Genomic DNA, 20,039 nt, shown 5'->3' with positions numbered 1-20,039 from the left:
CCGCTCCCGGCGGACGCCGAGCCCCGGCTCCAGAAGAAGGCAGGAACCACGAGGCAGGAGACTGTCTCGCCATCACCTCCGGCGACGACCCGCGTCGGTGCGACCAGCGACGTCGGCGAGGAGCGCTCATCATGTGCGCCAGTTGTGGCAGCCCCACCCACACCCCCGATCCGGTGGGTGCGCCCGAGGTCGCCACGCCGGTATCGGCCCCGCGGCCCGTCTCGGGTGCGCCGTCCGCGGCGGTGCGCAAGTTCGCTGCCCTGCGGAACCGTGATTGCCGGCCCTATCTCTTCGGTGCCGCCCTGGCCATGATGGCCGACAACATCGAACACGTCATCACCTATTGGGTGCTGTGGGAGAAGTTCCACTCCCCGGCTCTGACCGGGTTCCAGGTGATCAGTCACTGGGTGCCGTTCCTGTTGTTCTCGGTCTACTTCGGCGGGCTGGCCGACCGCCACGACTGCCGACGCCTGATCCAGGCCGCGCAGGTGCTGTTCATGGCCGTATCGGTGACCTGGGGAATCCTGTTCCTCACCGGCTCCCTGCACGTCTGGGAGGCCTGTGTGCTGCTGGTGTTGCACGGATGCGCCGGTTCGCTGTGGGGTCCCGGGGAGCAACTGATGCTGCACGACTTCGTCGGCCACGACGAACTACCCAGCGCGGTCCGGCTCAACGCCACGTTCCGTAGCCTCGGGGTGCTGTTCGGGCCGGTGGTCGGCTCGGCGCTGCTGCTCGGACTCGGTCCGACGGCCGGCATCTTCGCCAACGTCGCGTTCTACCTCCCGTTGACCCTGTTCCTGTTCCGGACCAAGTTCACCGGCCACACCCGGGACGGGGTGGTGCCCAGGGTCCGGCTGGGGTTGATCAGCTCGCTCCGCGTGTTCAAGGAGCTGCGCAGCAATCACACGATGGTGAGCATGATCGTGCTGGGCGGTCTGGCCTCGTTCTTCGTCGGAGCGTCGATCCAGAGCTCCATGCCGATCTTCGCCAGTGACCTGAGCGCCGGCTCGTCCGGGCTGGCCTACGGTGCCCTGCTCTTCGCCAACGGGGTCGGGGGCGTGATCGGGGGTGTGCTGCTGGAGGCCACCGGCCGGATCCGGCCGTCGGTCCGAGCCGCCGTGGTCAGCACGGCGGTCTACGGCCTGACCACTCTGTACTTCGCCATCACCTCGTCGTACCTGATGGCGTTGCTGATGTTGCTCATCGGCGGGGCGGCCAACCTGGCGTCGATGTCGATCGGTCAGACGGTGGTCCAGCTGCTCGCGCCCCCGGGTCAACGCGGCCAGGTGCTCGGTGTGTACGGCGTCTCGGCGAACGGGCTGCGGGCCGGGAGTGGTTTCACCGTAGGCCTTCTCGGGGCGGCGATCGGTGTGCACACATCGTTGGGGCTCAGTGCCGCGCTGCTCTGTCTCGGTACCGCCGCCGCCGGTTGGTACGCGCTCCGTGGCCGGAGCGCATCCACTGGTTGACGCCGCCGGGGCGCTTGCCCTTTGATCATCTGTAGGTTAGCCTAACCTTGTTCGACAGGACGCTCGATTCTGAGTCCGTCGATCCGGTCGGTCCCGCGGCGGGGACGGAGCTCAGCTCCCGGATCGCTGGGCCGGAGTCGGCGGCGAGAAGCACGGCCCGGTTCACCTGAGCCACCGGCCGACCCCGGTCCGGCCTGTGATCCACTGGTCCCATGACGGACTTTCCCCTCACCGCCAACCCGCTGGCCGAGCCCTCCACATTGCCGTTCGGCCTGCCGCCGTTCGCCGACGTGCGAGCCGAGCACTTCGCACCGGCCTTCGAAGCGGGCATGGCGCAACAGTTGGCCGAGATCGAGGCGATCGTGGCCGACGACCAACCCCCGACGTTCGAGAACACCCTGGTCGCGCTGGAGCGCTCCGGTCGGTTGCTCTCCCGGGCGGCCTATCTGTTCTTCAACCTGGTGTCGTCCGCGTCGACCCCGGAGATCCGGGAGGTGGAGACGGAATTCGCGCCCCGGTTGGCCGCGCACAGCGACCGGATCCGGTTGAATCCGGAACTGTTCACCCGGATCGACGCCGTGGTCGCGGCCGGCGAGCCCTTGTCGGGGCAGGAACAGGCGCTGCTCGATCGCTATCATCTGGACTTCGTCCTGGCCGGTGCGCGGCTCTCGACCGAGGGCCACGCGGAGCTCCGCGACCTCAACGAGCGGATCTCCCGGCTGTCCACCCGCTTCCAGCAGAACCTTCAGGCCGCCACCGAAGCGGCATCCCTCGTGCTCACCGACCTGGCCGAACTCGACGGACTGAGCGAGGCCGAGATCGCCGGGGCCGCCGCCGAAGCGACCGAACGCGGGCACGAGGGTTCCTATCTGATCCCCCTGATCCTGCCCAGTGGCCAGCCGCTGATGTCGACCCTGAGGAACCGGGACGTGCGCCGCCGGTTGTTCCAGGCTTCGGTCAACCGCGCGTCCTCCGGGGAGTTCGACAACTCCCCGGTGGCCGTGGAGATCTCCGCCCTGCGGGCGCGACGGGCGGCCCTGCTCGGATTCGCCACCCACGCGGATGCGATGGTGGCCGACCAGACGGCGAAGACCAGTGCCGCGGTCGACGAGATGCTGACCGCTCTCGTTGCGCCGGCCCTCGCCCAGGCTCGGGCCGAGGCGGAGATCCTGACCGCCGAGGCCGCCGCCGACGGTGTCGAGCTGGCCGCGTGGGACTGGCAGTTCTACGCCGAACGGGTTCGGGCCCAACGGTATTCCGTGGACACCGCAGCTCTCCGTCCGTACTTCGCGTTGGAGAAGGTGCTGCACGACGGCGTCTTCTTCGCCGCGGGCGCGGTGTACGGCGTGACGTTCACGCCCCGACCCGATCTCATCGGGTACCACCCGGACGTCCGGGTGTGGGAGGTGCGCAATGCCGACGGAGGTGCCATCGGTCTCTATCTCGGGGATTTCTTCGCCCGCGAGGGCAAACGTGGTGGTGCGTGGATGAATTCGTTCGTCGAACAGGCCGCGCTGCTGGATGCCCAGCCCGTCGTGGTCAACAATCTCAATGTCACCCGACCGGCCAAGGGTGCCCCGGCGCTCCTGACCCTGGACGAGGTCGACACCCTGTTCCACGAATTCGGCCACGCTCTGCACGGGCTCTTCTCCGATGTCGTCTACCCGCGGTTGTCCGGCACCAGCGTGCCCCGCGACTTCGTCGAATATCCCAGTCAGGTCAACGAGATGTGGGCCCGCTGGCCGGAAGTGCTGGCCAACTACGCGGTGCACGTCGAGACGGGCGAGGTGCTCCCGGCCTCGGTCGTCGAGTCCCTGGAGGCCGCCAAGCTGTGGGGCGAGGGATTCGGCAACGTCGAATACCTGGCAGCCACGATGCTCGACCAGGCGTGGCATCGCATCGGCGCCGACGAGGTCATCACGGACGCCGTCGGGTTCGAGGCGGCGGCACTGGAGAAGGCCGGTCTGGCCATGGATCTGATCCCCCCGCGGTACCGGACGACCTACTTCCAGCACATCTTCGCCGGCGGCTACTCGGCCGGCTACTACTCCTACATCTGGTCCGAGGTGCTCGACGCCGACACCGTCGAGTGGTTCCGGGAGAACGGCGGCATGACGCGGGCCAACGGCGACATCTTCCGTGCACGGTTGCTGTCCGTGGGCGGCTCGGTCGACGCGCTCGCCGCGTTCCGGGCCGTGCGGGGTCGTGATGCCGAACTGGAGCCGCTCCTGCGGCGGCGCGGACTGATGCCGGTCGGCGGTTAACCTGTTGCGGTGGCGAAACTGAGCGACTATCCGCATCTGGCGTCGGGCAAGGTCCGCGATCTGTACGAGGTGGACGACGAACTGCTGCTGATGGTGGCCAGTGATCGCATCAGCGCCTACGACTTCGTGCTGCCGACGCCGATCCCGGACAAGGGCGCGATCCTCACCGCGATGAGCATGTTCTGGTTCGAACTGCTGGCCGACGTGGTACCCAACCACGTGGTGGCGGTGGACGATCCCCGTATCCCGGCGCAGGTCCGGGGCCGGGCGCTGCTGGTCCGGCGGCTGGAGATGGTGCCGATCGAATGTGTCGCCCGCGGGTATCTGACCGGGTCCGGTCTGATCGACTACCGCGCCACCGGAGCGGTGTGCGGGGTGGCTCTTCCGCCCGGACTGGTCGAGTCCTCGAAGCTGGAGACGCCGATCTTCACCCCGGCCGCGAAGGCGGAACTGGGCTCGCACGACGAGAACATCACCTTCGAGACCGTCCGCCGCACGGCCGGTGCCGACCTGGCTGAGCGCCTGCGCGACACCACCTTGGCCATCTACGCGGCTGCGGCCGACCACGCCGCGACCCGGGGGATCATCCTGGCCGACACCAAGTTCGAGTTCGGCTTCGCCCTGGGCGCGGCCGGCGGCGACCTGGTGCTGGGTGACGAGGTCCTGACCCCGGACTCGTCGCGCTTCTGGCCGGCCGAGGGCTACCAGGCCGGCCGGGTGCAGCCGTCGTACGACAAGCAGTTTGTCCGGGACTGGCTCACCTCGTCCGAATCCGGTTGGGATCGCCGCGGGGACGCCCCGCCCCCGCCACTGCCCACCGATGTGGTCGCCGCCACCCGCGACCGCTACCTGCAGGCCTACGAGAAGGTGTCGGGCCGTTCGTTCGGCGACTGGATCAGCTGACCGTGGCGGTCCCGGTCCTTCGTTACAGGAGCCGGCCGGTCGAAACCCGCTGACGACGGCGCCGGTACAGGCGACCTGCGCTGCCGGCCATCACGGCCACGATGACCAGGACCAGGGCGGCCGCCCCGGCCGACGGCCCGAAGGTCAGCTGGGCGGTGCGGCCGACCACGAATCCGGAGTCGAGCAGCCAGCACATCCAGGCCGCGGCCAGACCGCCGATCCAGGTGGTCGCCGCTGACGTCGCCGCCGTGACCGCGCCCAGCGGTATCAACGCCAGGATCGGATCGTGGGTGGACCGGCAGGCCACTGCAATGATCGTCCCCACGATGGCCCCGACAAATCCCACGCCGCAGGCGATCCCGGTCGGCATGGGTTCGGTGCGGGGTGCGGTCATGGCTTCATTGCAGGCCCGGGTCGCCGGGGGAGTCGAGAGTCACGGCCAGATCTTGACGGGCGCCGGGGAAATCTTGACGACTTACTGACGCCGCTGGCCTCTCACCGCGGGCGGGATCTCAAACGGCAGCAAGGCTCCGGCCCAGGAACTGCATCTGGTCGAGCGTGACCCGGGTCCAGTAGGCGCTGGTGTGAGCCCCCCGGCCCATGCCGCCGGCCGGGGTCGGATGCAGCATCGAGCGCATCTGCTGCGCCTGATCGGCGAACGGATCGTCGGTGCCGCAGTCGATGAACACGTCGACGCCGTCCAGCGCGCCCGGGTCGTTCCGCGGGTCGTTGGCCCTGAAGTCGGCCACGCTGTCGAACGAGCCGGCCGAGGACGACGCGTAGTCGGCGAAGATGGCCGGGGAGACGGCGGCGACGGCGGCCACCCGTCGCGTGCCCAGCTGCCCGCCGATCAGCAGAGCCCCGTAGCCACCCATCGACCACCCGGTGACGCCGATGCGGCCCGTGCGCAGGCCGTTGGCCGCGGCGATGGGCAGCAGTTCGTCCCGGATCATGGTCAACGGATCGTCGCCACTGGCCCGCCGGTGCCAGTAGGTGGTGTTCCCCCCGTCCACCGTGACCAGCGCAAACGGTGGAGTGCCGCTCTGGGTCGCCGCCGCGAGGAACTTGTCGTAGTGCATGCCGTTCACCGCGTCCGTGTGATCCACCGATTTCCCGTGCAGCACCACCGCCATGGGCAGAGCGCCGGTGTGGCCGGGCGGACGCACGATCGAGTAGCCGACGGTGGTGCGGCGGGCCGCGGACCGGAAGGTGCCGGACACGATCGGTCCGGACGCGATGTCGGGCACCGTGCCCGACCCGCCGTCCAGGCTCAGGAATGCGTCGAGCCGAGCCTTCCCCGGCAAGACGCCGGCCTCCACCAGGCCGGCCCCGCCGCCCACCGCGACCACCGCCGCGCCCGCCCCGCTCAGAATGAATGTCCGTCGATTGATCCCCATGGACCCAAGACGCGCAAGGTGTTGGGTCGTTCATTCGGGTTGGTCTGGCGCAAATGCTTCGCAATGTGCAAGATCTGGGCCGACGGTTCACCCATGCCACTGGTGTCGAATGTGAATCAGGCTCCGGGCCGGGACGTGCCGAATCTGGCCGTGGTCCCGATCGGGCCCGACGGGAAGGTCAGGCTGTTCAACGACAGCACCGGATCGGTGCAGTTGCTGGTGGACGTCGTCGGCTACTTCACGTCGGCCGTTCGGCCGGTCTTCACGGACGCCGGTGCGGTGGAGCAACGGTGGGGTACCCCAGCGCGCTTTCCTGCCCGTCGTCGAATTTCTGTCTGTCCGTCGACATGAGCGCCCACTACTTCACGTTCGACGGGACGACCTGGACCTCGCATCGATTCACGTCGGCCCCGGCCCACCTGGTGTCGGTGTCCTGTGTGTCGGCCACGTACTGCGTGGGCTTCGACGGTTACCAGAGCGTGCGCACGTTCGACGGAACGTCTTGGTCACCGGCCATCGATGTGCTGCCGGGGGCTCTGTACGGCCCCGCCGGGAGTGTGTCCTGTGCAACCACGGACTTCTGCATGATCGTCGGCTGGGGTGGTCAGACCGCGATTCTGCGCGGTGGCGGACTCGTGAGCGTGGCCGGGCTCGATCAGATCGACGGTCAGCAGACGGTGTGGGACCTGAGCTGTCCCGCCGTGAACGTGTGCGAGGCCGGGGTGGCCGGAAAGGCGTATCGATTCCAGAACGACAGCTGGACGGCGACGTCCTTGTTCACCCGGACATCATCGGCCGACCGCATCGAGATGTCCTGCACCTCCGAGTCGTCGTGTGTCGCCCTGTCTTCCTCCGGTCTGACCGCGGTGCTGATCGCCGGTCGCTGGGTTCCGTCGAGCACGCTGCCGACGGCAAGAAGCTTCACTTCGTTGTCCTGTGGATCAGCGACCTTCTGCGTCGCCGTCGACAGCAGTGGTGTCGCGTCGACGTTCGACGGTGAAGCGTGGGGCGACCCGTCCGGGATCGGCGACGGCGTGACCGGCCTGTTGTTGGTGTCCTGTCCGGCGGCCGATCGATGCACCGTCACGACAGCGGCCGGAGTCCGGGTGGCCCTGACCGGCAGCGGTTGGGGCGTCCCGGTGGTCTTCGATGCCGCGAACGGCGTGACGGCCGTGTCGTGCGTGTCGGGGACCTTCTGCGTCGCGGTCGACCAGGCCGGGGATGCGATTGCGTTCGACGGAACCAGTTGGGCTGCGCCCGCGCTCGTCGATGACCATCAAGACCTGACCTCGGTCTCCTGTGCGACGGACCGTTTCTGCGTCGCGGTCGACACGACCGGACATGCGGTGACCTTCGACGGTGTCGCCTGGAGCACGCCGGAGGTGGTCGATGGATCCTCGCCGTTGGCCCAGGTCTCGTGTGCGGCAGCGGCCTTCTGTGCGGCGATCGACACCGCCGCCCGGGTGGTGCCGCGCTCCGCGCAGGGCAACCTTCGACGGCACGGCCTGGTCGGCGCCGGTTGCGCTCACCGGCGGGGGAGTGGGCTCACTCATCGCCTGCCCGGCGACCGACTCCTGCGTCGCGGTCACCAAGAGCGGTCAGGTCAGCAGGTTCGATGGCGCGACCTGGTCGGCGGCCCGGCCCGTGCCGACCGTGGCACCCGTCGCCTCGATCACGTGCCCGTCGTCGGCGTTCTGTTTGGCGGTGGATGGAAATGGTGTCGTCTTCCGATTCGATCGAGCCACCTGGACCACCGTGTGGGCGGTCGACCCGGGCGCACCGCAGTACGCCGTCAGCTCCCTTTCGTGTGTGTCGGCGACGCTGTGTGTCGCGGTCGGCTACGAGCTGAACTACTACGACCTCCCGGCCACCACGACGTACGACGGGACCGGTTGGGCGGGCCTGACGCCAACGCCGAGCGGCATCGGCCCCGACCTGCTGTCCTGTCCGACGGCGACGTTCTGCCTCGGCACCAACCAGCCTGGGGAGGTCGTCATCGGTCGCCGTTAGGTTGCACGCGACCCGGCCCGGGGCGATGGTGGAGATCACGTGGTTCCGGACCGGCCAGGTGCTCGAGCGTCAGGTTACTCTCGGGTAACCAGCCCCGAGGCGGTTTCCGCAGGCAGCAGAACGAGGGAGTTCTTCCATGGCCGAGGCCTACATCATCGACGCCGTCCGCTCGCCCGTCGGCCGCCGCAACGGCGGACTGGCCAAGGTGCATTCGGCGGACCTCGGGGCCCACGCGATGAAGTCGGTCGTCGAGCGGAGCGGGGTCGACCCGGCCGCAGTGGACGAGGTGATCTTCGGCTGCTTGGACCAGATCGGGCCGCAGGCGATGGATGTGGCGCGCACCAGCTGGCTGGCCGCCGGACTTCCGGAGTCGACCCCGGGTACCACGATCGATCGCCAGTGCGGTTCGGCCCAGCAGGCCATCTCCTTCGCCGCACAGGCCGTCATGAGCGGAACCAGTGATCTGGTCGTCGCCGGCGGCGTCCAGAACATGTCCGCCATACCGATGATGTCGGCCACGGCGGCCGCGGCCGGACTCGGCTTCCCCGATCCGTTCTCCGGCTCCACCGGGTGGACACAGCGCTACGGTGACCAGCCGGTCTCGCAGTTCCACGGAGCCGAGATGATCGCCGAGAAGTGGGGCCTGACGCGCGAGGTGATGGAGGAGTTCGCGATCACCTCGCACGAGCGCGCGCTGGCCGCTCAGGCCGCCGGCTACTTCGATCGGGAGATCGAGCCGCTGGCTGGTCTGCTGGCCGACGAAGGTCCGCGGGTCCCCGATCGGGCCAAGATCGCCTCCCTGAAGCCGCTCACCCCGGGCGGCCGGATCACCGCCGCCATGGCATCGCAGATCTCCGACGGTTCGGCCGCGCTGCTGTTGGCCTCGGAGCGGGCGGTGGCCGAACACGGCCTCACGCCGCGAGCCCGCATCCACCACATCTCGGCCCGCGGCGACGACCCGATCATCATGCTGACCGCCCCGATCCCGGCCACCGCACACGCCCTGGCCCGCACCGGGCTGACCATCGACGACATCGACATCGTCGAGATCAACGAAGCATTCGCGCCCGTGGTGCTCGCTTGGCTGGCCGAGACCGGTGCCGACCCGGCCAAGGTGAACGTCAACGGCGGCGCGATCGCCCTCGGTCACCCGCTCGGGGCGACCGGCGCCAAGTTGATGACGACGATGCTGCACGAGCTGGAACGCCGGGGCGCCCGGTACGGGCTGCAGACCATGTGCGAGGCCGGCGGTCAGGCCAACGTGACCATCATCGAGCGCCTGTAACCGTCGGGCTGTCCGCTTCGGGTCTTCAGTGCTTGATGACCAGCCACGCGGCCAGGAAGCCGAGCGAGTTGGTCGACCAGTGCACCAACATCGTCGTCTTGATGCCTTTCCCGAGTCGGACCAGGGCGCACAGCAGGATCCCGGCGGCCATCATCGCGACGACGGCCAGCACCGTCGCCACCAGTTGGTCGCCGCCGAGCGCGGAAGCGACGGCCGCGTTGCCGCGGGCGATGCCCAGCGACGGCAGGATGTGCCACAACCCGAACAGGAATGACGCGCCCAGTACCGGCCACCAGCGCCACCGCAGCGCCGGGGACGACCCGAGCAGGGCCGGGAGCACCCCCCGGAAGGCCACCTCCTCCAGGAACACGGTGCCCAGCGGGATCCGGGCCAAGGTCTGGTAGAGCATGACCGCAAGGGACGGGCTGGACGCCCGCGAGTCGAGGAAGGCGACGCGGGTGGCCGGGATCGCGATGCCGAGCCCGAAGATCAGCGCCACCCCGGACACCAGCAGCATGCCGACTCCCATCGGCCGCCGCCACTGCCGGATGTGCAACCCGACGGCCCGCTGACCCTCACCGGCCCGCCGGGCGATCAGCAGCAACGCGACGCCCATGCTCAGGTTCCACGGCACATAGGCCCACTCCGGCAGCACCCGGTTGGACATCACGTTGCTCAGGGCCAGCAATGGAATGACGATGGCCAGCGCGATCAGTCGTCGGCCGCGAGTCGGTTCGGCTTCCTCGGCCAACTGGGCTGCGGGTGTCGACGCCATGCTCCTATGGTGGACCAGTACCCATAGAAATGCGGCGCGAGCGGACAGGGTGAATGGGGAGGTTCGGTGGCCATTTCACCGACCAGCGCGTCGAAGCTGGCCCGGCGCGATCCGTACGCGGATTTCCTGCGCGCCTTCTCGTTGATGGTCGTCATTCTCTGGCACTGGTGTTTCACGATCCTGATCTGGGGCGCGAAGGGCCCGACGGCCACCAGTCCGCTCGGCTTCACCTCCGGGATCTGGATTCTCACCTGGTTGCTGCAGGTCCTGCCGGTGTTCTTCTACATCGGGGCCTACGTGCACCTGACCGCATGGCAGCGGGCCGCTGCCCGCGGTGATCGCATCTGGCACTTCGCGCTCCGTCAGGCCCGTGAACTGGCGGTGCCGTCGGCCGCGCTCCTCGGAGTGTGGATCGTGCTCGGCATCATCGTCGGTAGCGTGTTCAACCTCGACTGGATGGGCCGCGCCGTCCTGATGGTGGTCTCACCCTTGTGGTTCGTCGCCACCTACCTGTTCTTCGTGGCGATGATGCCGGTCACCGTCTGGCTGCACCGCCGGTTCGACGTCCTGGTCCTGGTCTGGCTGGGTGGCCTGGCCGTGCTGGTGGACATCCTGCGATTCCGGTACCAGGTGCCGTACGTCGAGTGGATCAACATGGTGTTCGTCTGGGGCTTCGCCTTCCAGCTCGGCTACTTCCACCGCCGGATCTCCGGCCTCGACCAGGCGCCGCGCTCTGTCCCCGACGGCGTCCCGGACTGGGCCTACCAACCGGCCAAGTCCCGGCAGCAGGCCTGGGCGATGACCTTCGTCGGGCTGTTTCTGCTGGTCGGGCTGGTGTTCTCGGGTCTGTATCCGGGTTCCATGGTCGGCGTGCCGGGGCAGGGATCGAACATGGCGCCGCCCACCGTGTGCATCCTGGCGCTCACCCTGTTCCAGATCGGCGTGGCCGAGCTGATCCGACCCTTCGTGCTGCACCGGCTGGCCTCCGGTGGCTGGTTCGCCCGCAGTATGGGCGTCCTGACCCGTTTCGCGTTGCCGCTGTTCCTGTTCCACACCACCGGAATGGCCCTGTCCCGCGCGGTCGAATGGTCGATCTTCGGCCTCCGGATCGAGGGCGTGGAGCCGACCCTGACCTGGTGGCTGCTCCGCCCGGTGTCGATCGTCGGCCCGCTGCTGGCCACCCTGCCCGTGATCTACCTCTTCTCCCGTCGTCGCGCTCGTCCCCACCGTCCCGACGCCACTCGTCTCGCCGGCTGACCGGCCCCGGCGGCGACCCGCTCGCCGGAGCATCGCCGGCCGCCGGCCGGCCACCGGCCGCCCGCGGCACCGTGGCCGGACCGGCCCCGGGAGCCGGATAAACTGGGGCACGTTCTCCCGCTGGTCCGTAAACCTGAAGAAGGGACCACCGCCGTGGCGCGCGTGGCAGTTGATGTCGTCATCAAGTCCGAGATCCTCGATCCGCAGGGCAAGGCGATCCTCGCCGCGCTGACCCGCACCGGCCACCCAGGGGTCACCTCGGTGCGCCAGGGCAAGCACTTCGACCTCGAGGTGGACGACACCGTGTCCGACGAGGACCTCGAGGAGATCGCCGGGCACCTGCTGGCGAACCGGGTCATCGAGGAGTGGACCGTCACCCGTATCGCCGAGCCCGAGACCGCCAAGTGAGCCCACGGATCGGCGTCATCACCTTCCCGGGCACCCTCGACGACGTGGACGCCGCCCGCGCGGTGCGGTACGCCGAGGCCGAGGCGGTGCCGCTGTGGCACGCCGACGCCGACCTCAAGGGGGTCGACGCGATCGTCGTCCCGGGTGGCTTCTCCTACGGCGACTACCTCCGGGCCGGGGCCATCGCCGCGCAGACCCCCGTCATGCGGTCCGTGGTCGAGGCGGCCAAGGGCGGCCTGCCGGTACTCGGTATCTGCAACGGCTTCCAGGTGCTGTGCGAGGCCGGGCTGTTGCCGGGTGCCCTGGTCCGCAACGCCGGGCTGAAGTTCCTCTGCCGCGACCAGTGGCTGCGGGCGGAGAACACCAGCACCGTCTGGACCAGCCGGTTCCAGCCGGGGGCGGACATCCTGATCCCCATGAAGAACGCCGAAGGGCGCTACGTCGCCTCCGAGTCCGTCCTCGACGAGCTCGAAGGCGAGGGGCGCGTGCTGTTCCGCTACGTGCCCAGCCTGGCCGGCGGCTCGACCGCGCCGGCCAACCCGAACGGCAGCGAGCGTGACATCGCCGGCATCTGCTCCGCCGACGGACGCGTAGCCGGCCTGATGCCGCACCCCGAACACGCCATCGACCCGTTGACCGGCCCCACCGACGACGGAATGGGCTTCTTCCTGTCCGTCGTCGACCACCTCTTGGGAGTCTCCGCGTGACCTTCACGCCCGCTGCACCCTCACCCGCCCTGTCGCAGGACACGGTCGCCATCGCCCAGCGGACGCCGGACGAGGTGCAGCCCTACGCCGCGCTCGGCCTGAAGGACGACGAGTACGCCTCGATCCGGAAGATTCTCGGCCGGCGACCGAGCGCGGCCGAACTGGCGATGTACTCGGTGATGTGGTCCGAGCACTGCTCGTACAAATCCTCCAAGGTGCACCTGTCCTACTTCGGGAAGACCACCACCCCGGAGATGAAGTCCAAGATGCTGGCCGGGATCGGCGACAACGCCGGAGTGGTCGACGTGGGTGACGGTTGGGCCGTCACGTTCAAGGTCGAATCGCACAACCACCCGTCGTTCGTCGAGCCCTACCAGGGCGCGGCCACCGGCGTGGGCGGCATCGTCCGCGACATCCTGGCCATGGGAGCCCGCCCGGTCGCCGTCATGGATCAGTTGCGTTTCGGCCCGGCCGACGCGCCGGACTCGCAGCGGGTCGTGCACGGCGTCGTCGGCGGGGTCGGCGGCTACGGAAACTCGTTGGGCCTGCCCAACATCGGTGGCGAGGTCGTGTTCGACGCCTCCTACGCCGGCAATCCGCTGGTCAACGCGGGGAGCATCGGCGTCCTGCGTGCCGCCGACCTCTACACCGCGCAGGCCAGCGGCAACGGCAACAAGGTGATCCTGTACGGCTCCCGTACCGGCCTCGACGGCATCGGTGGCGCCTCGGTTCTGGCCTCCACCACCTTTGACGGTGACGATTCCGGCCCGGCCCGCAAGAAGTTGCCGAGCGTCCAGGTCGGCGATCCGTTCGCCGAGAAGATCCTGATCGAATGCACCCTCGAGGTGGTCAAGGCTCAACTGGTGGTCGGCATCCAGGATCTCGGCGCGGCCGGTTTGGCCTGCGCCACATCGGAACTGGCCGCCGCCGGCGACGGCGGCATGCTGGTCGACCTCGACCAGGTGCCGCTGCGCGCGGAGAACATGACGGCCGTGGAGATTCTGTCCAGCGAGTCGCAGGAACGTATGTGCGCGGTCGTCACCCCGGACAAGGTCGATGCCTTCCTGGCCGTGTGCGCCAAGTGGGAGGTGGAGGCCGACGTCATCGGCGAGGTGAACGACACCGGGCGCCTGGTCATCACGCACCACGGCGAGGTCGTTGTCGATGTGCTGCCGCGTACGGTGGCCCACGACGGGCCGGTGCTGAATCGCCCGGTGCAGCGCCCGGAAGGCCAGGATGCGTTGCAGGCCAACGCGTCTGCGCACCTGCCGCGGCCCTCGCGGGACGAACTGGAGGCGCTGATCCTCAAGATGGTCGCCTCGCCGAACCTCTGCAGCCGGGCCTGGATCACCGACCAGTACGACCGGTACGTGCGCGGCAACACCGTGCTGGCCCAGCCCAGCGATTCGGGCATCATCCGGATCAGTGACGAGTCCTACCGGGGCGTGGCCATGTCCACCGACTGCAACGGCCGGTACACGATGCTGGACCCGTACTCCGGCGCCCAGTTGGCGCTGGCCGAGGCCTACCGGAACGTGGCCACCACCGGCGCCACCCCGCTGGCCGTCACCGACTGCCTCAACTTCGGTTCGCCGGAGGACCCGGGCGTCATGTGGCAGCTCAGCCAGGCCATCCATGGCATCGCCGACGGGTGCGCGGTGCTCGGGATCCCCGTCACCGGCGGCAATGTCAGCCTGTACAACCAGACCGGGGGCACGGCCATCCTGCCGACTCCGGTGGTCGGCGTGCTCGGCGTCATCGACGACGTGCGGCGCCGGATCGTGCCCGGGATCGGCCACGAGGACGGCGAGACGCTCATCCTGCTCGGCGAGACCAGGGACGAGCTGGACGGTTCCGAATGGGCCAATGTGGTGCACGGACACCTGGGCGGGCGGCCGCCCAAGGTGGATCTGGAGGCCGAGCGACTGCTGGCCGAGATCCTGCTCGCCGGATCACGGGACGGCATGGTCTCGGCGGCCCACGACCTGTCCGAGGGTGGCCTGGTCCAAGCGGCGGTCGAGATGTGCCTGACCGGGGAAACCGGTGCGCGCCTTGTGCTTCCGGAAGGAATGGATCCGTTCGTGGCCCTGTTCTCGGAGAGCTCGGCGCGCGTTCTGGTCGCCGTGCCGCGGACCGAGGAGCTCCGGTTCACCGAGATGTGCAGCATGCGTCGACAGCCCTTCGTCCGGATCGGGGTGGTCGATGCCGACAACCCCGAAGGTGAGTTCCTGGACATCCAGGACGTGGCGAAGTTGTCGCTGACGGATCTGCGGCGAGCGTGGGAGGGGACGTTGCCGGCCATCTTCGGGTGACCACCGTGATCGGGACCGAGGTCTGCGTGCAGTCGACCCTGGGGGCCAGGGCCGCCGTGACGGGCGGGGCCGACCGGATCGAACTGTGTGCCGCGCTGGAGCTGGGCGGCATCACCCCGTCGGCCGGATTGATCGAGTCCGTGGTCGACGTCATCGACACTCATGTGCTGATCCGGCCCCGGGCCGGCGATTTCGTCTACGACCGGGACGAGATCCGGGTGATGGCCAAGGATGTCGAGCACGCGATCGACAAGGGCGCCCGATCGGTGGTGATCGGCGCGCTCACCGAGGCGGGCGACATCGACCTGCCCGCCATGACGCGCCTGCTCAACGCTGCTCAGGACGTGCCCGTCACCTTTCACCGGGCCTTCGACGCCACGCGAGACCCGTTGGCCGCCCTGGATGTTCTGCTGGAGCTGGGTGTCAACCGGTTGCTGACGTCTGGCGCCCGGCCAACCGCCCAGGAGGGCCTGACGCTGCTGGCCGAGCTGATCCGCCGGGCCGGGGACGAACTCGTGGTGATGCCCGGCAGCGGCGTCACCCCGGCCAACGCCGCGGACATCGTCAGGGCGACCGGAGCTCGGGAGATCCACTTCTCGGCCCGTCGGCCGATCGCCGTAGCGCAGGGCCGAGGGCCGCTCACCGGCCCGCTGGACGGCGGCGAGCGCTACGAGACCTCCGCCGATCTGGTCCGGGCTACGGTCGTCGCTGTGACCGATCTGCCCTGATCGCGCCGGCTCTGACCGCGGCTCGTCCGGTCACCGTCGCTTGATGGATGGTGCCTCCCGGTCAGGAGCCCTCACTCAGCAACGGGCTGACCGGCCGCTCATGGGGGCCGCGGGTGCCCGTTGCGTCCTCGGCCTGCGTCGCGGCCAGTATCGACTCCACCCCGTCGGCGGCCAGGCGGTGCCACACCCAGAACCGTCGCAACATCGCGTGTCCGGCCCACGGCAGCAGGGTCTCGTCGACCCGTGCTCCGGTGTGCCTGGCCCGGGCGATCCAGGGGTTCGTCGTGGCCGGCGGGATGACCCGGTCGTGCCCGCCGCGAATGATGACGGTCGGGACCCCGGCCAACTGATCGGCCGGCTCATCCGACGGGGCCCACGGCTCCAGCAGCACGACCCCGGCCACGTCGGCGTCCCCGCCGGTCAGCAGGGCCACCCGGCCGCCCATCGAGTGTCCGACCAGCACGATCGGTCGGCCGGGATGACGCTCCCGAAGGGTGGCCAGCGCCCAGTGCGCGTCGCGGAGGGCCGCCTCGCCGGTACGGTTCCAGCCGCGGACGGCGAATCTCAGTCGGTAGACCGCGGCCGACGCGTCGCGCCGGGCGATGCTGCGGGCGAACGGCCACAGCCGCAGTACGGCCAGGTTCAGCCAGCTCGTGGCGATGACGGAATCGGTCCCGCCGCCGTGGACGACGAGGACAACGCGGCTCGCGTCGGCCGGATCCGAGGTCTGGGACAACGCGGCGCCGTCGGGTGAGTTGATCACCCTTCTCATTCTCCGCCGCGCTCGGACGGGATGGGTCCGCGCGGGATCTATGGTGAATCCATGGCCAGGCGAGCGGTGACGGAGCAGGACGCCGAGGCGGCACTCCGGGCCATCGACGCCCTGCCGGCCGACCAGGACGGCCGGCCCGAGGCGGACCGGGCGACCATGAAGGAACTGGTGCGGGCCACACTGCTGTACTTCGGGCAGCAGCACCCGGGCAAATCGGTCGAGATCCGGGTCCCACCGTATTCGGCGGTGCAGGCCTTCGACGGGATCCGGCACACCCGAGGGACGCCACCGAACGTCATCGAGATGGACGGTTCGACCTGGCTGGCTCTGGCCGTCGGGGCCGTGACCTGGGTCGACGTCGTGGCCGCGGGCCGGGTGCGGGCCAGTGGTACCCGCGCCGATCTGGGGGACTTCCTGCCGATGCGCTGATGCGTCGGTCGCAGGCGTCCGGCTCAGGTTTCGGCGACCTCCGCGGCGCGCTTCGCCTGAATTTTCTTTCGCATCGCGCAGCATTGACAGCTGTGGCACAGGCCGGGCACACGGCCGACCACAGTCGACCGGTCAGGCTCCGCCGGAGGGGCCGAGCACCGGCACCCGGGAACCGGTCACGCTCCGCTTCCGGCGGCCCGTGCTGGCCGCGCCCCGTGCGAACTCGAGAGGACAGCGCCCGTGCGATTGCGTGCCGCCCTCTCCGTCGCTGCGGGATCCGTGCTGGTGGTGGCGGTCGCGGTGGTCACAACGGCGGTGCGGTCCGAGGCCAAGGAATCGACCAGGACGCCGACCGCGGTCTCGCTGGCGCAGGTGGCCTCCGGCGTGGGCGTCGCCGCTGGTCGCACCGTCACCGTCCCCGCGCTGGCTGCGGGGAGTGGGGCACCCAGCCCGGCCGCGCCGAACAGTGCCGAACTCGAGGCTGCCGCATCGTCCAGCGCCGCCCTGGAGAGCGCGTCCGCCAGTCGGGCCGCGGCGAGTAGCGCGGCGGCCCGCAGTGATGCGTCGAGCAGCAGCGCGGCGGTTGCCTCGTCCTCCCGAGCGGTGGCGAGCGGAGCGGCCGCGAGCAGTGCGGCCGCCAGCAGTGCCGCTGCCAGTGCGGCGAGCCGCGCCGCCGCGAGCAGTGCCGCCGCGAGTGCGGCGAGCAGTAGCGCCGCCGCCAGCAGTGCCGCTGCGAGCCGGGCGTCGGAGCGCCGGGCCAGCGCGAGCGCATTGGCCCACCCGGCCCCCGACACCAGCAACGAGGTGCAGGAGGCGGTTGACCAGGCGGCGGACGAGGGCATCACCCAGTCCGTGGTCGTGATGAACCGTCAGACCGGGTCGGTCACCACGTCGATCGACGCCGATCGGGATGTCCCGTCGATGAGCCTGGTGAAGCTGTTCCTGGCCGCCGATGTCATCGATCAGGCCGGTGGCATCGAGAACGTGGCCCCGGACACCCTCTCCCAGCTACGCCAGATGATCGTCGCGTCCGACGACTCGATCGCCCAGGAGTTCTACGACGACGACGGCCGGGCCGCGATCATCACCAGGATGGCCGCCCGATACGACCTCGACGAAACCTCCCCGTCGCCGGAACCCCGGTACTGGGGTGACGTGCAGATCTCCGCCCACGACCAGGCGTCCTTCCTCTACCAGCTGCTGAGCGACAGCCGCACCTCGTCCTGGTTCACCGAGGCCATGGAGGGTTCGCTGGACACCGGGGCCGACGGGTTCGATCAGAATTTCGGTGTCAACGCGATCCCCGGGACCGGGTCGAAGCAGGGCTGGGGATGCTGCCTGGGCGGCGTCATGGCGATCCACACGATGGGATTCACGGCGAACCAGATCATCGTCGTGCTGTCCACGGCGGCCAACGACGTCTCGTACACCAAGCTCGCGACGGCGCGGGAGCTGACCGATGACCCCGGCGCCCAGGCCCTGGTGGCCGGCCTCACCCGCACCGTGCGGGCGGCCCTGCCGCCGTCCTGATGCTTGCGCTGGGTGATCACCGCGTCCACCGACCGCCCGGACGAGTTCGTTCAGGCCGGGCCGGGTGGGGCGGTCCACCGGGTAGGATGGGGTACCGATGTTCCCCAATGTTGCACACACTCGCGCCTTCGACAGGAGCACGGTTACGTGGGTACCGGTCAGTCACCGACCACATCCATCCCGACGACGAACCATCCGCGAACCAGCCTCCCGCTGAGCGTGATCGACCAGCCTCGCGATCCTGAGATGGATGCCGCGCAGGACCAGGGTCCCAAGGAGGAGTGCGGCGTCTTCGGGGTGTGGGCCCCGGGCGAGGAAGTCGCGAAGCTGACCTACTACGGCCTGTACGCCCTCCAGCACCGCGGTCAGGAGGCAGCCGGCATCGCCGTTGCCGACGGAAGCGAGATCGTCGTCTTCAAGGATCTCGGCCTGGTGTCGCAGGTGTTCGACGAGCAGACCCTGTCCGCGCTCAAGGGCCATATCGCCGTCGGGCACTGCCGCTACTCGACCACCGGGTCCGGCAGCTGGGAGAACGCTCAGCCCACCTTCGCGAACACCTCGGTCGGCTCCGGTCTGGCCTTGGGGCACAACGGCAATCTGGTCAACACGGCCGAACTGTCGCTCCAGGCGCAGCGGCTGTCGGGCAAGCCGTCGAAGTCCAAGGCGACCACCGACTCCGACATCGTGACCCGTCTGCTGGCCCACGCGGCCACCGACGTCGGGATCGAAGCGGCCGCGCTCAGCCTGTTTCCGACCCTCAAAGGCGCTTTCAACTTCGTCTTCTGTGACGAGCACACCCTCTATGCGGCCCGCGACCCGCACGGTGTCCACCCGCTGGTGCTCGGCCGGCTGGACCGCGGGTGGGTCGTCGCCTCCGAGACCGCCGCCCTGGACATCGTCGGCGCGTCCTACGTCCGTGAGGTGGAGCCGGGCGAGTTGCTGGCCATCGACGAGGACGGCATCCGCAGCGAGCGCTTCGCGTCGGCCGAGCCCAAGGGCTGCGTCTTCGAATACGTGTACCTGGCCCGCCCTGACACCAGCATCTCCGGCCGCGGCGTGCACGCGACCCGGGTCGAAATCGGCCGCCGGCTGGCCCTGGAGTCGCCGATCGAGGCCGACCTGGTCATTCCGACGCCCGAATCCGGCACGCCGGCCGCCATCGGCTACGCGCAGGAGTCGGGTATTCCGTACGGCCAGGGCCTGGTCAAGAACGCCTACGTGGGCCGCACCTTCATCCAGCCGTCGCAGACCATCCGGCAGCTCGGTATCCGGCTCAAGCTGAACCCACTGCGCGACGTGATCCGCGGCAAGCGCCTGGTCGTCGTCGACGACTCGATCGTCCGCGGCAACACCCAGCGGGCGCTGGTCCGGATGCTCCGCGAGGCCGGCGCCCTCGAGGTGCACGTCCGGATCGCCTCCCCGCCGGTGCGATGGCCCTGCTTCTACGGTCTTGACTTCGGCACCCGAGCCGAGTTGATCGCCAGTTCCAGCGATGTCGAGGACGTCCGGCGCTCCATCGGCGCCGATACCCTGGGCTACATCTCCCTCGACTCGCTGGTCATCGCCTCCGAGCAGCCACGCAACCGGCTGTGCACGGCCTGCTTCTCCGGCGAGTACCCGATCACCATCCCGGACCAGGTCGGCAAGCATGTCCTGGAGGGCATCGGCCGCGGGGTCACCGGCGGTCACCTGGTCAACGGCCACGCGAACGGCGCGCAGACCGCGCTGAGCCGGCCGTAGTCCGCGTCACGCCCGCACGTACACCGGAAGTCCGAACGGAGATCCCCACCACT

Annotated in this window: 20 protein-coding genes; 14 read left to right on the top strand and 6 right to left on the bottom strand. The window is 69.4% G+C overall.

Annotation, left to right across the window (positions count from 1 at the left end; all coding sequences use genetic code 11):
• Positions 1–131: 131 nt before the first annotated feature.
• The 3 genes from BLS97_RS04975 (at position 132) to BLS97_RS04965 (ending at position 4,636) form a co-directional block, all read left to right on the top strand.
• On the top strand, positions 132–1,469 hold the full coding sequence (locus BLS97_RS04975; RefSeq protein ID WP_090474855.1) for an MFS transporter: 1,338 nt from the start codon (positions 132–134) through the stop codon (positions 1,467–1,469).
• Between the two features lie 212 nt (positions 1,470–1,681).
• Positions 1,682–3,733, top strand: coding sequence for a M3 family metallopeptidase (locus BLS97_RS04970; protein WP_090474854.1), 2,052 nt, complete (start codon positions 1,682–1,684; stop codon positions 3,731–3,733).
• A 9-nt stretch (positions 3,734–3,742) separates the two neighbouring features.
• Complete coding sequence (locus tag BLS97_RS04965; RefSeq protein WP_090474853.1) at positions 3,743–4,636, top strand: phosphoribosylaminoimidazolesuccinocarboxamide synthase; 894 nt, start codon at positions 3,743–3,745, stop codon at positions 4,634–4,636.
• A 22-nt stretch (positions 4,637–4,658) separates the two neighbouring features.
• Here the strand turns inward: BLS97_RS04965 and BLS97_RS04960 are convergent, their stop codons facing one another.
• Entirely contained in the window at positions 4,659–5,030 is a 372-nt protein-coding gene (locus tag BLS97_RS04960; RefSeq protein ID WP_090474852.1) for a hypothetical protein, read from the bottom strand.
• A 118-nt stretch (positions 5,031–5,148) separates the two neighbouring features.
• Positions 5,149–6,033, bottom strand: a complete 885-nt coding sequence (locus BLS97_RS04955) for an alpha/beta hydrolase (RefSeq protein ID WP_090474851.1) — start codon at positions 6,031–6,033, stop codon at positions 5,149–5,151.
• A 93-nt stretch (positions 6,034–6,126) separates the two neighbouring features.
• Between BLS97_RS04955 and BLS97_RS04950 the strand changes: the two genes are divergently transcribed.
• On the top strand, positions 6,127–6,384 hold the full coding sequence (locus BLS97_RS04950) for a hypothetical protein (protein WP_157695195.1): 258 nt from the start codon (positions 6,127–6,129) through the stop codon (positions 6,382–6,384).
• Between the two features lie 316 nt (positions 6,385–6,700).
• Here the strand turns inward: BLS97_RS04950 and BLS97_RS04945 are convergent, their stop codons facing one another.
• A complete protein-coding gene (locus tag BLS97_RS04945; protein ID WP_090474849.1) occupies positions 6,701–7,120 on the bottom strand; it encodes a hypothetical protein in 420 nt (139 codons plus the stop codon).
• Positions 7,121–7,572: 452 nt separating this feature from the next.
• On the opposite strand from BLS97_RS04945, the gene BLS97_RS04935 reads away from it, so the two are divergent.
• Positions 7,573–8,043, top strand: coding sequence for a hypothetical protein (locus tag BLS97_RS04935; RefSeq protein WP_090474847.1), 471 nt, complete (start codon positions 7,573–7,575; stop codon positions 8,041–8,043).
• 136 nt (positions 8,044–8,179) lie between these two features.
• Positions 8,180–9,328 (top strand): acetyl-CoA C-acetyltransferase, encoded by a 1,149-nt coding sequence (locus tag BLS97_RS04930; RefSeq protein WP_090474846.1) that lies wholly within the window; start codon positions 8,180–8,182, stop codon positions 9,326–9,328.
• Between the two features lie 25 nt (positions 9,329–9,353).
• Here BLS97_RS04930 and BLS97_RS04925 read toward each other — a convergent pair whose 3' ends face one another.
• Complete coding sequence (locus BLS97_RS04925; RefSeq protein ID WP_090474845.1) at positions 9,354–10,103, bottom strand: CPBP family intramembrane glutamic endopeptidase; 750 nt, start codon at positions 10,101–10,103, stop codon at positions 9,354–9,356.
• Between the two features lie 66 nt (positions 10,104–10,169).
• Here BLS97_RS04925 and BLS97_RS04920 point away from each other — a divergent pair, with 66 nt between their 5' ends.
• The 5 genes from BLS97_RS04920 to BLS97_RS04900 all read left to right on the top strand — a co-directional run bounded on the left by BLS97_RS04920 (position 10,170) and on the right by BLS97_RS04900 (position 15,515).
• Positions 10,170–11,360: an acyltransferase family protein gene (locus tag BLS97_RS04920; protein ID WP_197676412.1), complete on the top strand. Its 1,191-nt coding sequence runs from the start codon at positions 10,170–10,172 to the stop codon at positions 11,358–11,360.
• Positions 11,361–11,513: 153 nt separating this feature from the next.
• Entirely contained in the window at positions 11,514–11,768 is a 255-nt protein-coding gene (gene purS, locus BLS97_RS04915; RefSeq protein ID WP_090474844.1) for a phosphoribosylformylglycinamidine synthase subunit PurS, read from the top strand.
• Complete coding sequence (gene purQ, locus BLS97_RS04910) at positions 11,765–12,475, top strand: phosphoribosylformylglycinamidine synthase subunit PurQ (RefSeq protein WP_090474843.1); 711 nt, start codon at positions 11,765–11,767, stop codon at positions 12,473–12,475. Before purS ends, purQ begins: the two co-directional genes overlap by 4 nt.
• Positions 12,476–12,504: 29 nt before the next feature.
• Positions 12,505–14,787: a phosphoribosylformylglycinamidine synthase subunit PurL gene (gene purL / locus BLS97_RS04905; RefSeq protein ID WP_090481351.1), complete on the top strand. Its 2,283-nt coding sequence runs from the start codon at positions 12,505–12,507 to the stop codon at positions 14,785–14,787.
• The gene (locus BLS97_RS04900; protein ID WP_197676411.1) at positions 14,784–15,515 is read left to right on the top strand and encodes a copper homeostasis protein CutC; all 732 of its coding nucleotides are present in this window, start codon (positions 14,784–14,786) and stop codon (positions 15,513–15,515) included. The genes purL and BLS97_RS04900 overlap by 4 nt, the downstream gene beginning before the upstream one ends.
• Before the next feature lie 61 nt (positions 15,516–15,576).
• Here BLS97_RS04900 and BLS97_RS04895 read toward each other — a convergent pair whose 3' ends face one another.
• Positions 15,577–16,278, bottom strand: a complete 702-nt coding sequence (locus BLS97_RS04895; protein WP_157695194.1) for an alpha/beta hydrolase — start codon at positions 16,276–16,278, stop codon at positions 15,577–15,579.
• 60 nt (positions 16,279–16,338) lie between these two features.
• On the opposite strand from BLS97_RS04895, the gene BLS97_RS04890 reads away from it, so the two are divergent.
• Positions 16,339–16,716, top strand: a complete 378-nt coding sequence (locus tag BLS97_RS04890; RefSeq protein WP_090481345.1) for a sterol carrier family protein — start codon at positions 16,339–16,341, stop codon at positions 16,714–16,716.
• Between the two features lie 176 nt (positions 16,717–16,892).
• Here the strand turns inward: BLS97_RS04890 and BLS97_RS04885 are convergent, their stop codons facing one another.
• The gene (locus tag BLS97_RS04885; RefSeq protein WP_157695193.1) at positions 16,893–17,558 is read right to left on the bottom strand and encodes a hypothetical protein; all 666 of its coding nucleotides are present in this window, start codon (positions 17,556–17,558) and stop codon (positions 16,893–16,895) included.
• On the opposite strand from BLS97_RS04885, the gene BLS97_RS04880 reads away from it, so the two are divergent.
• The gene (locus BLS97_RS04880) at positions 17,521–18,246 is read left to right on the top strand and encodes a hypothetical protein (RefSeq protein ID WP_157695192.1); all 726 of its coding nucleotides are present in this window, start codon (positions 17,521–17,523) and stop codon (positions 18,244–18,246) included. The two genes, BLS97_RS04885 and BLS97_RS04880, sit on opposite strands and share 38 nt — an antisense overlap.
• Positions 18,247–18,492: 246 nt before the next feature.
• Positions 18,493–19,986, top strand: coding sequence for an amidophosphoribosyltransferase (gene purF / locus BLS97_RS04875; protein WP_090481342.1), 1,494 nt, complete (start codon positions 18,493–18,495; stop codon positions 19,984–19,986).
• The last annotated feature ends 53 nt before the right edge of the window (positions 19,987–20,039 follow it).

Source organism: Nakamurella panacisegetis, assembly GCF_900104535.1.
Lineage (GTDB): Bacteria > Actinomycetota > Actinomycetes > Mycobacteriales > Nakamurellaceae > Nakamurella > Nakamurella panacisegetis.
The sequence above is the reverse complement of the archived record's forward strand: the minus strand, read 5'-3'. Positions and strand labels throughout refer to the sequence as shown.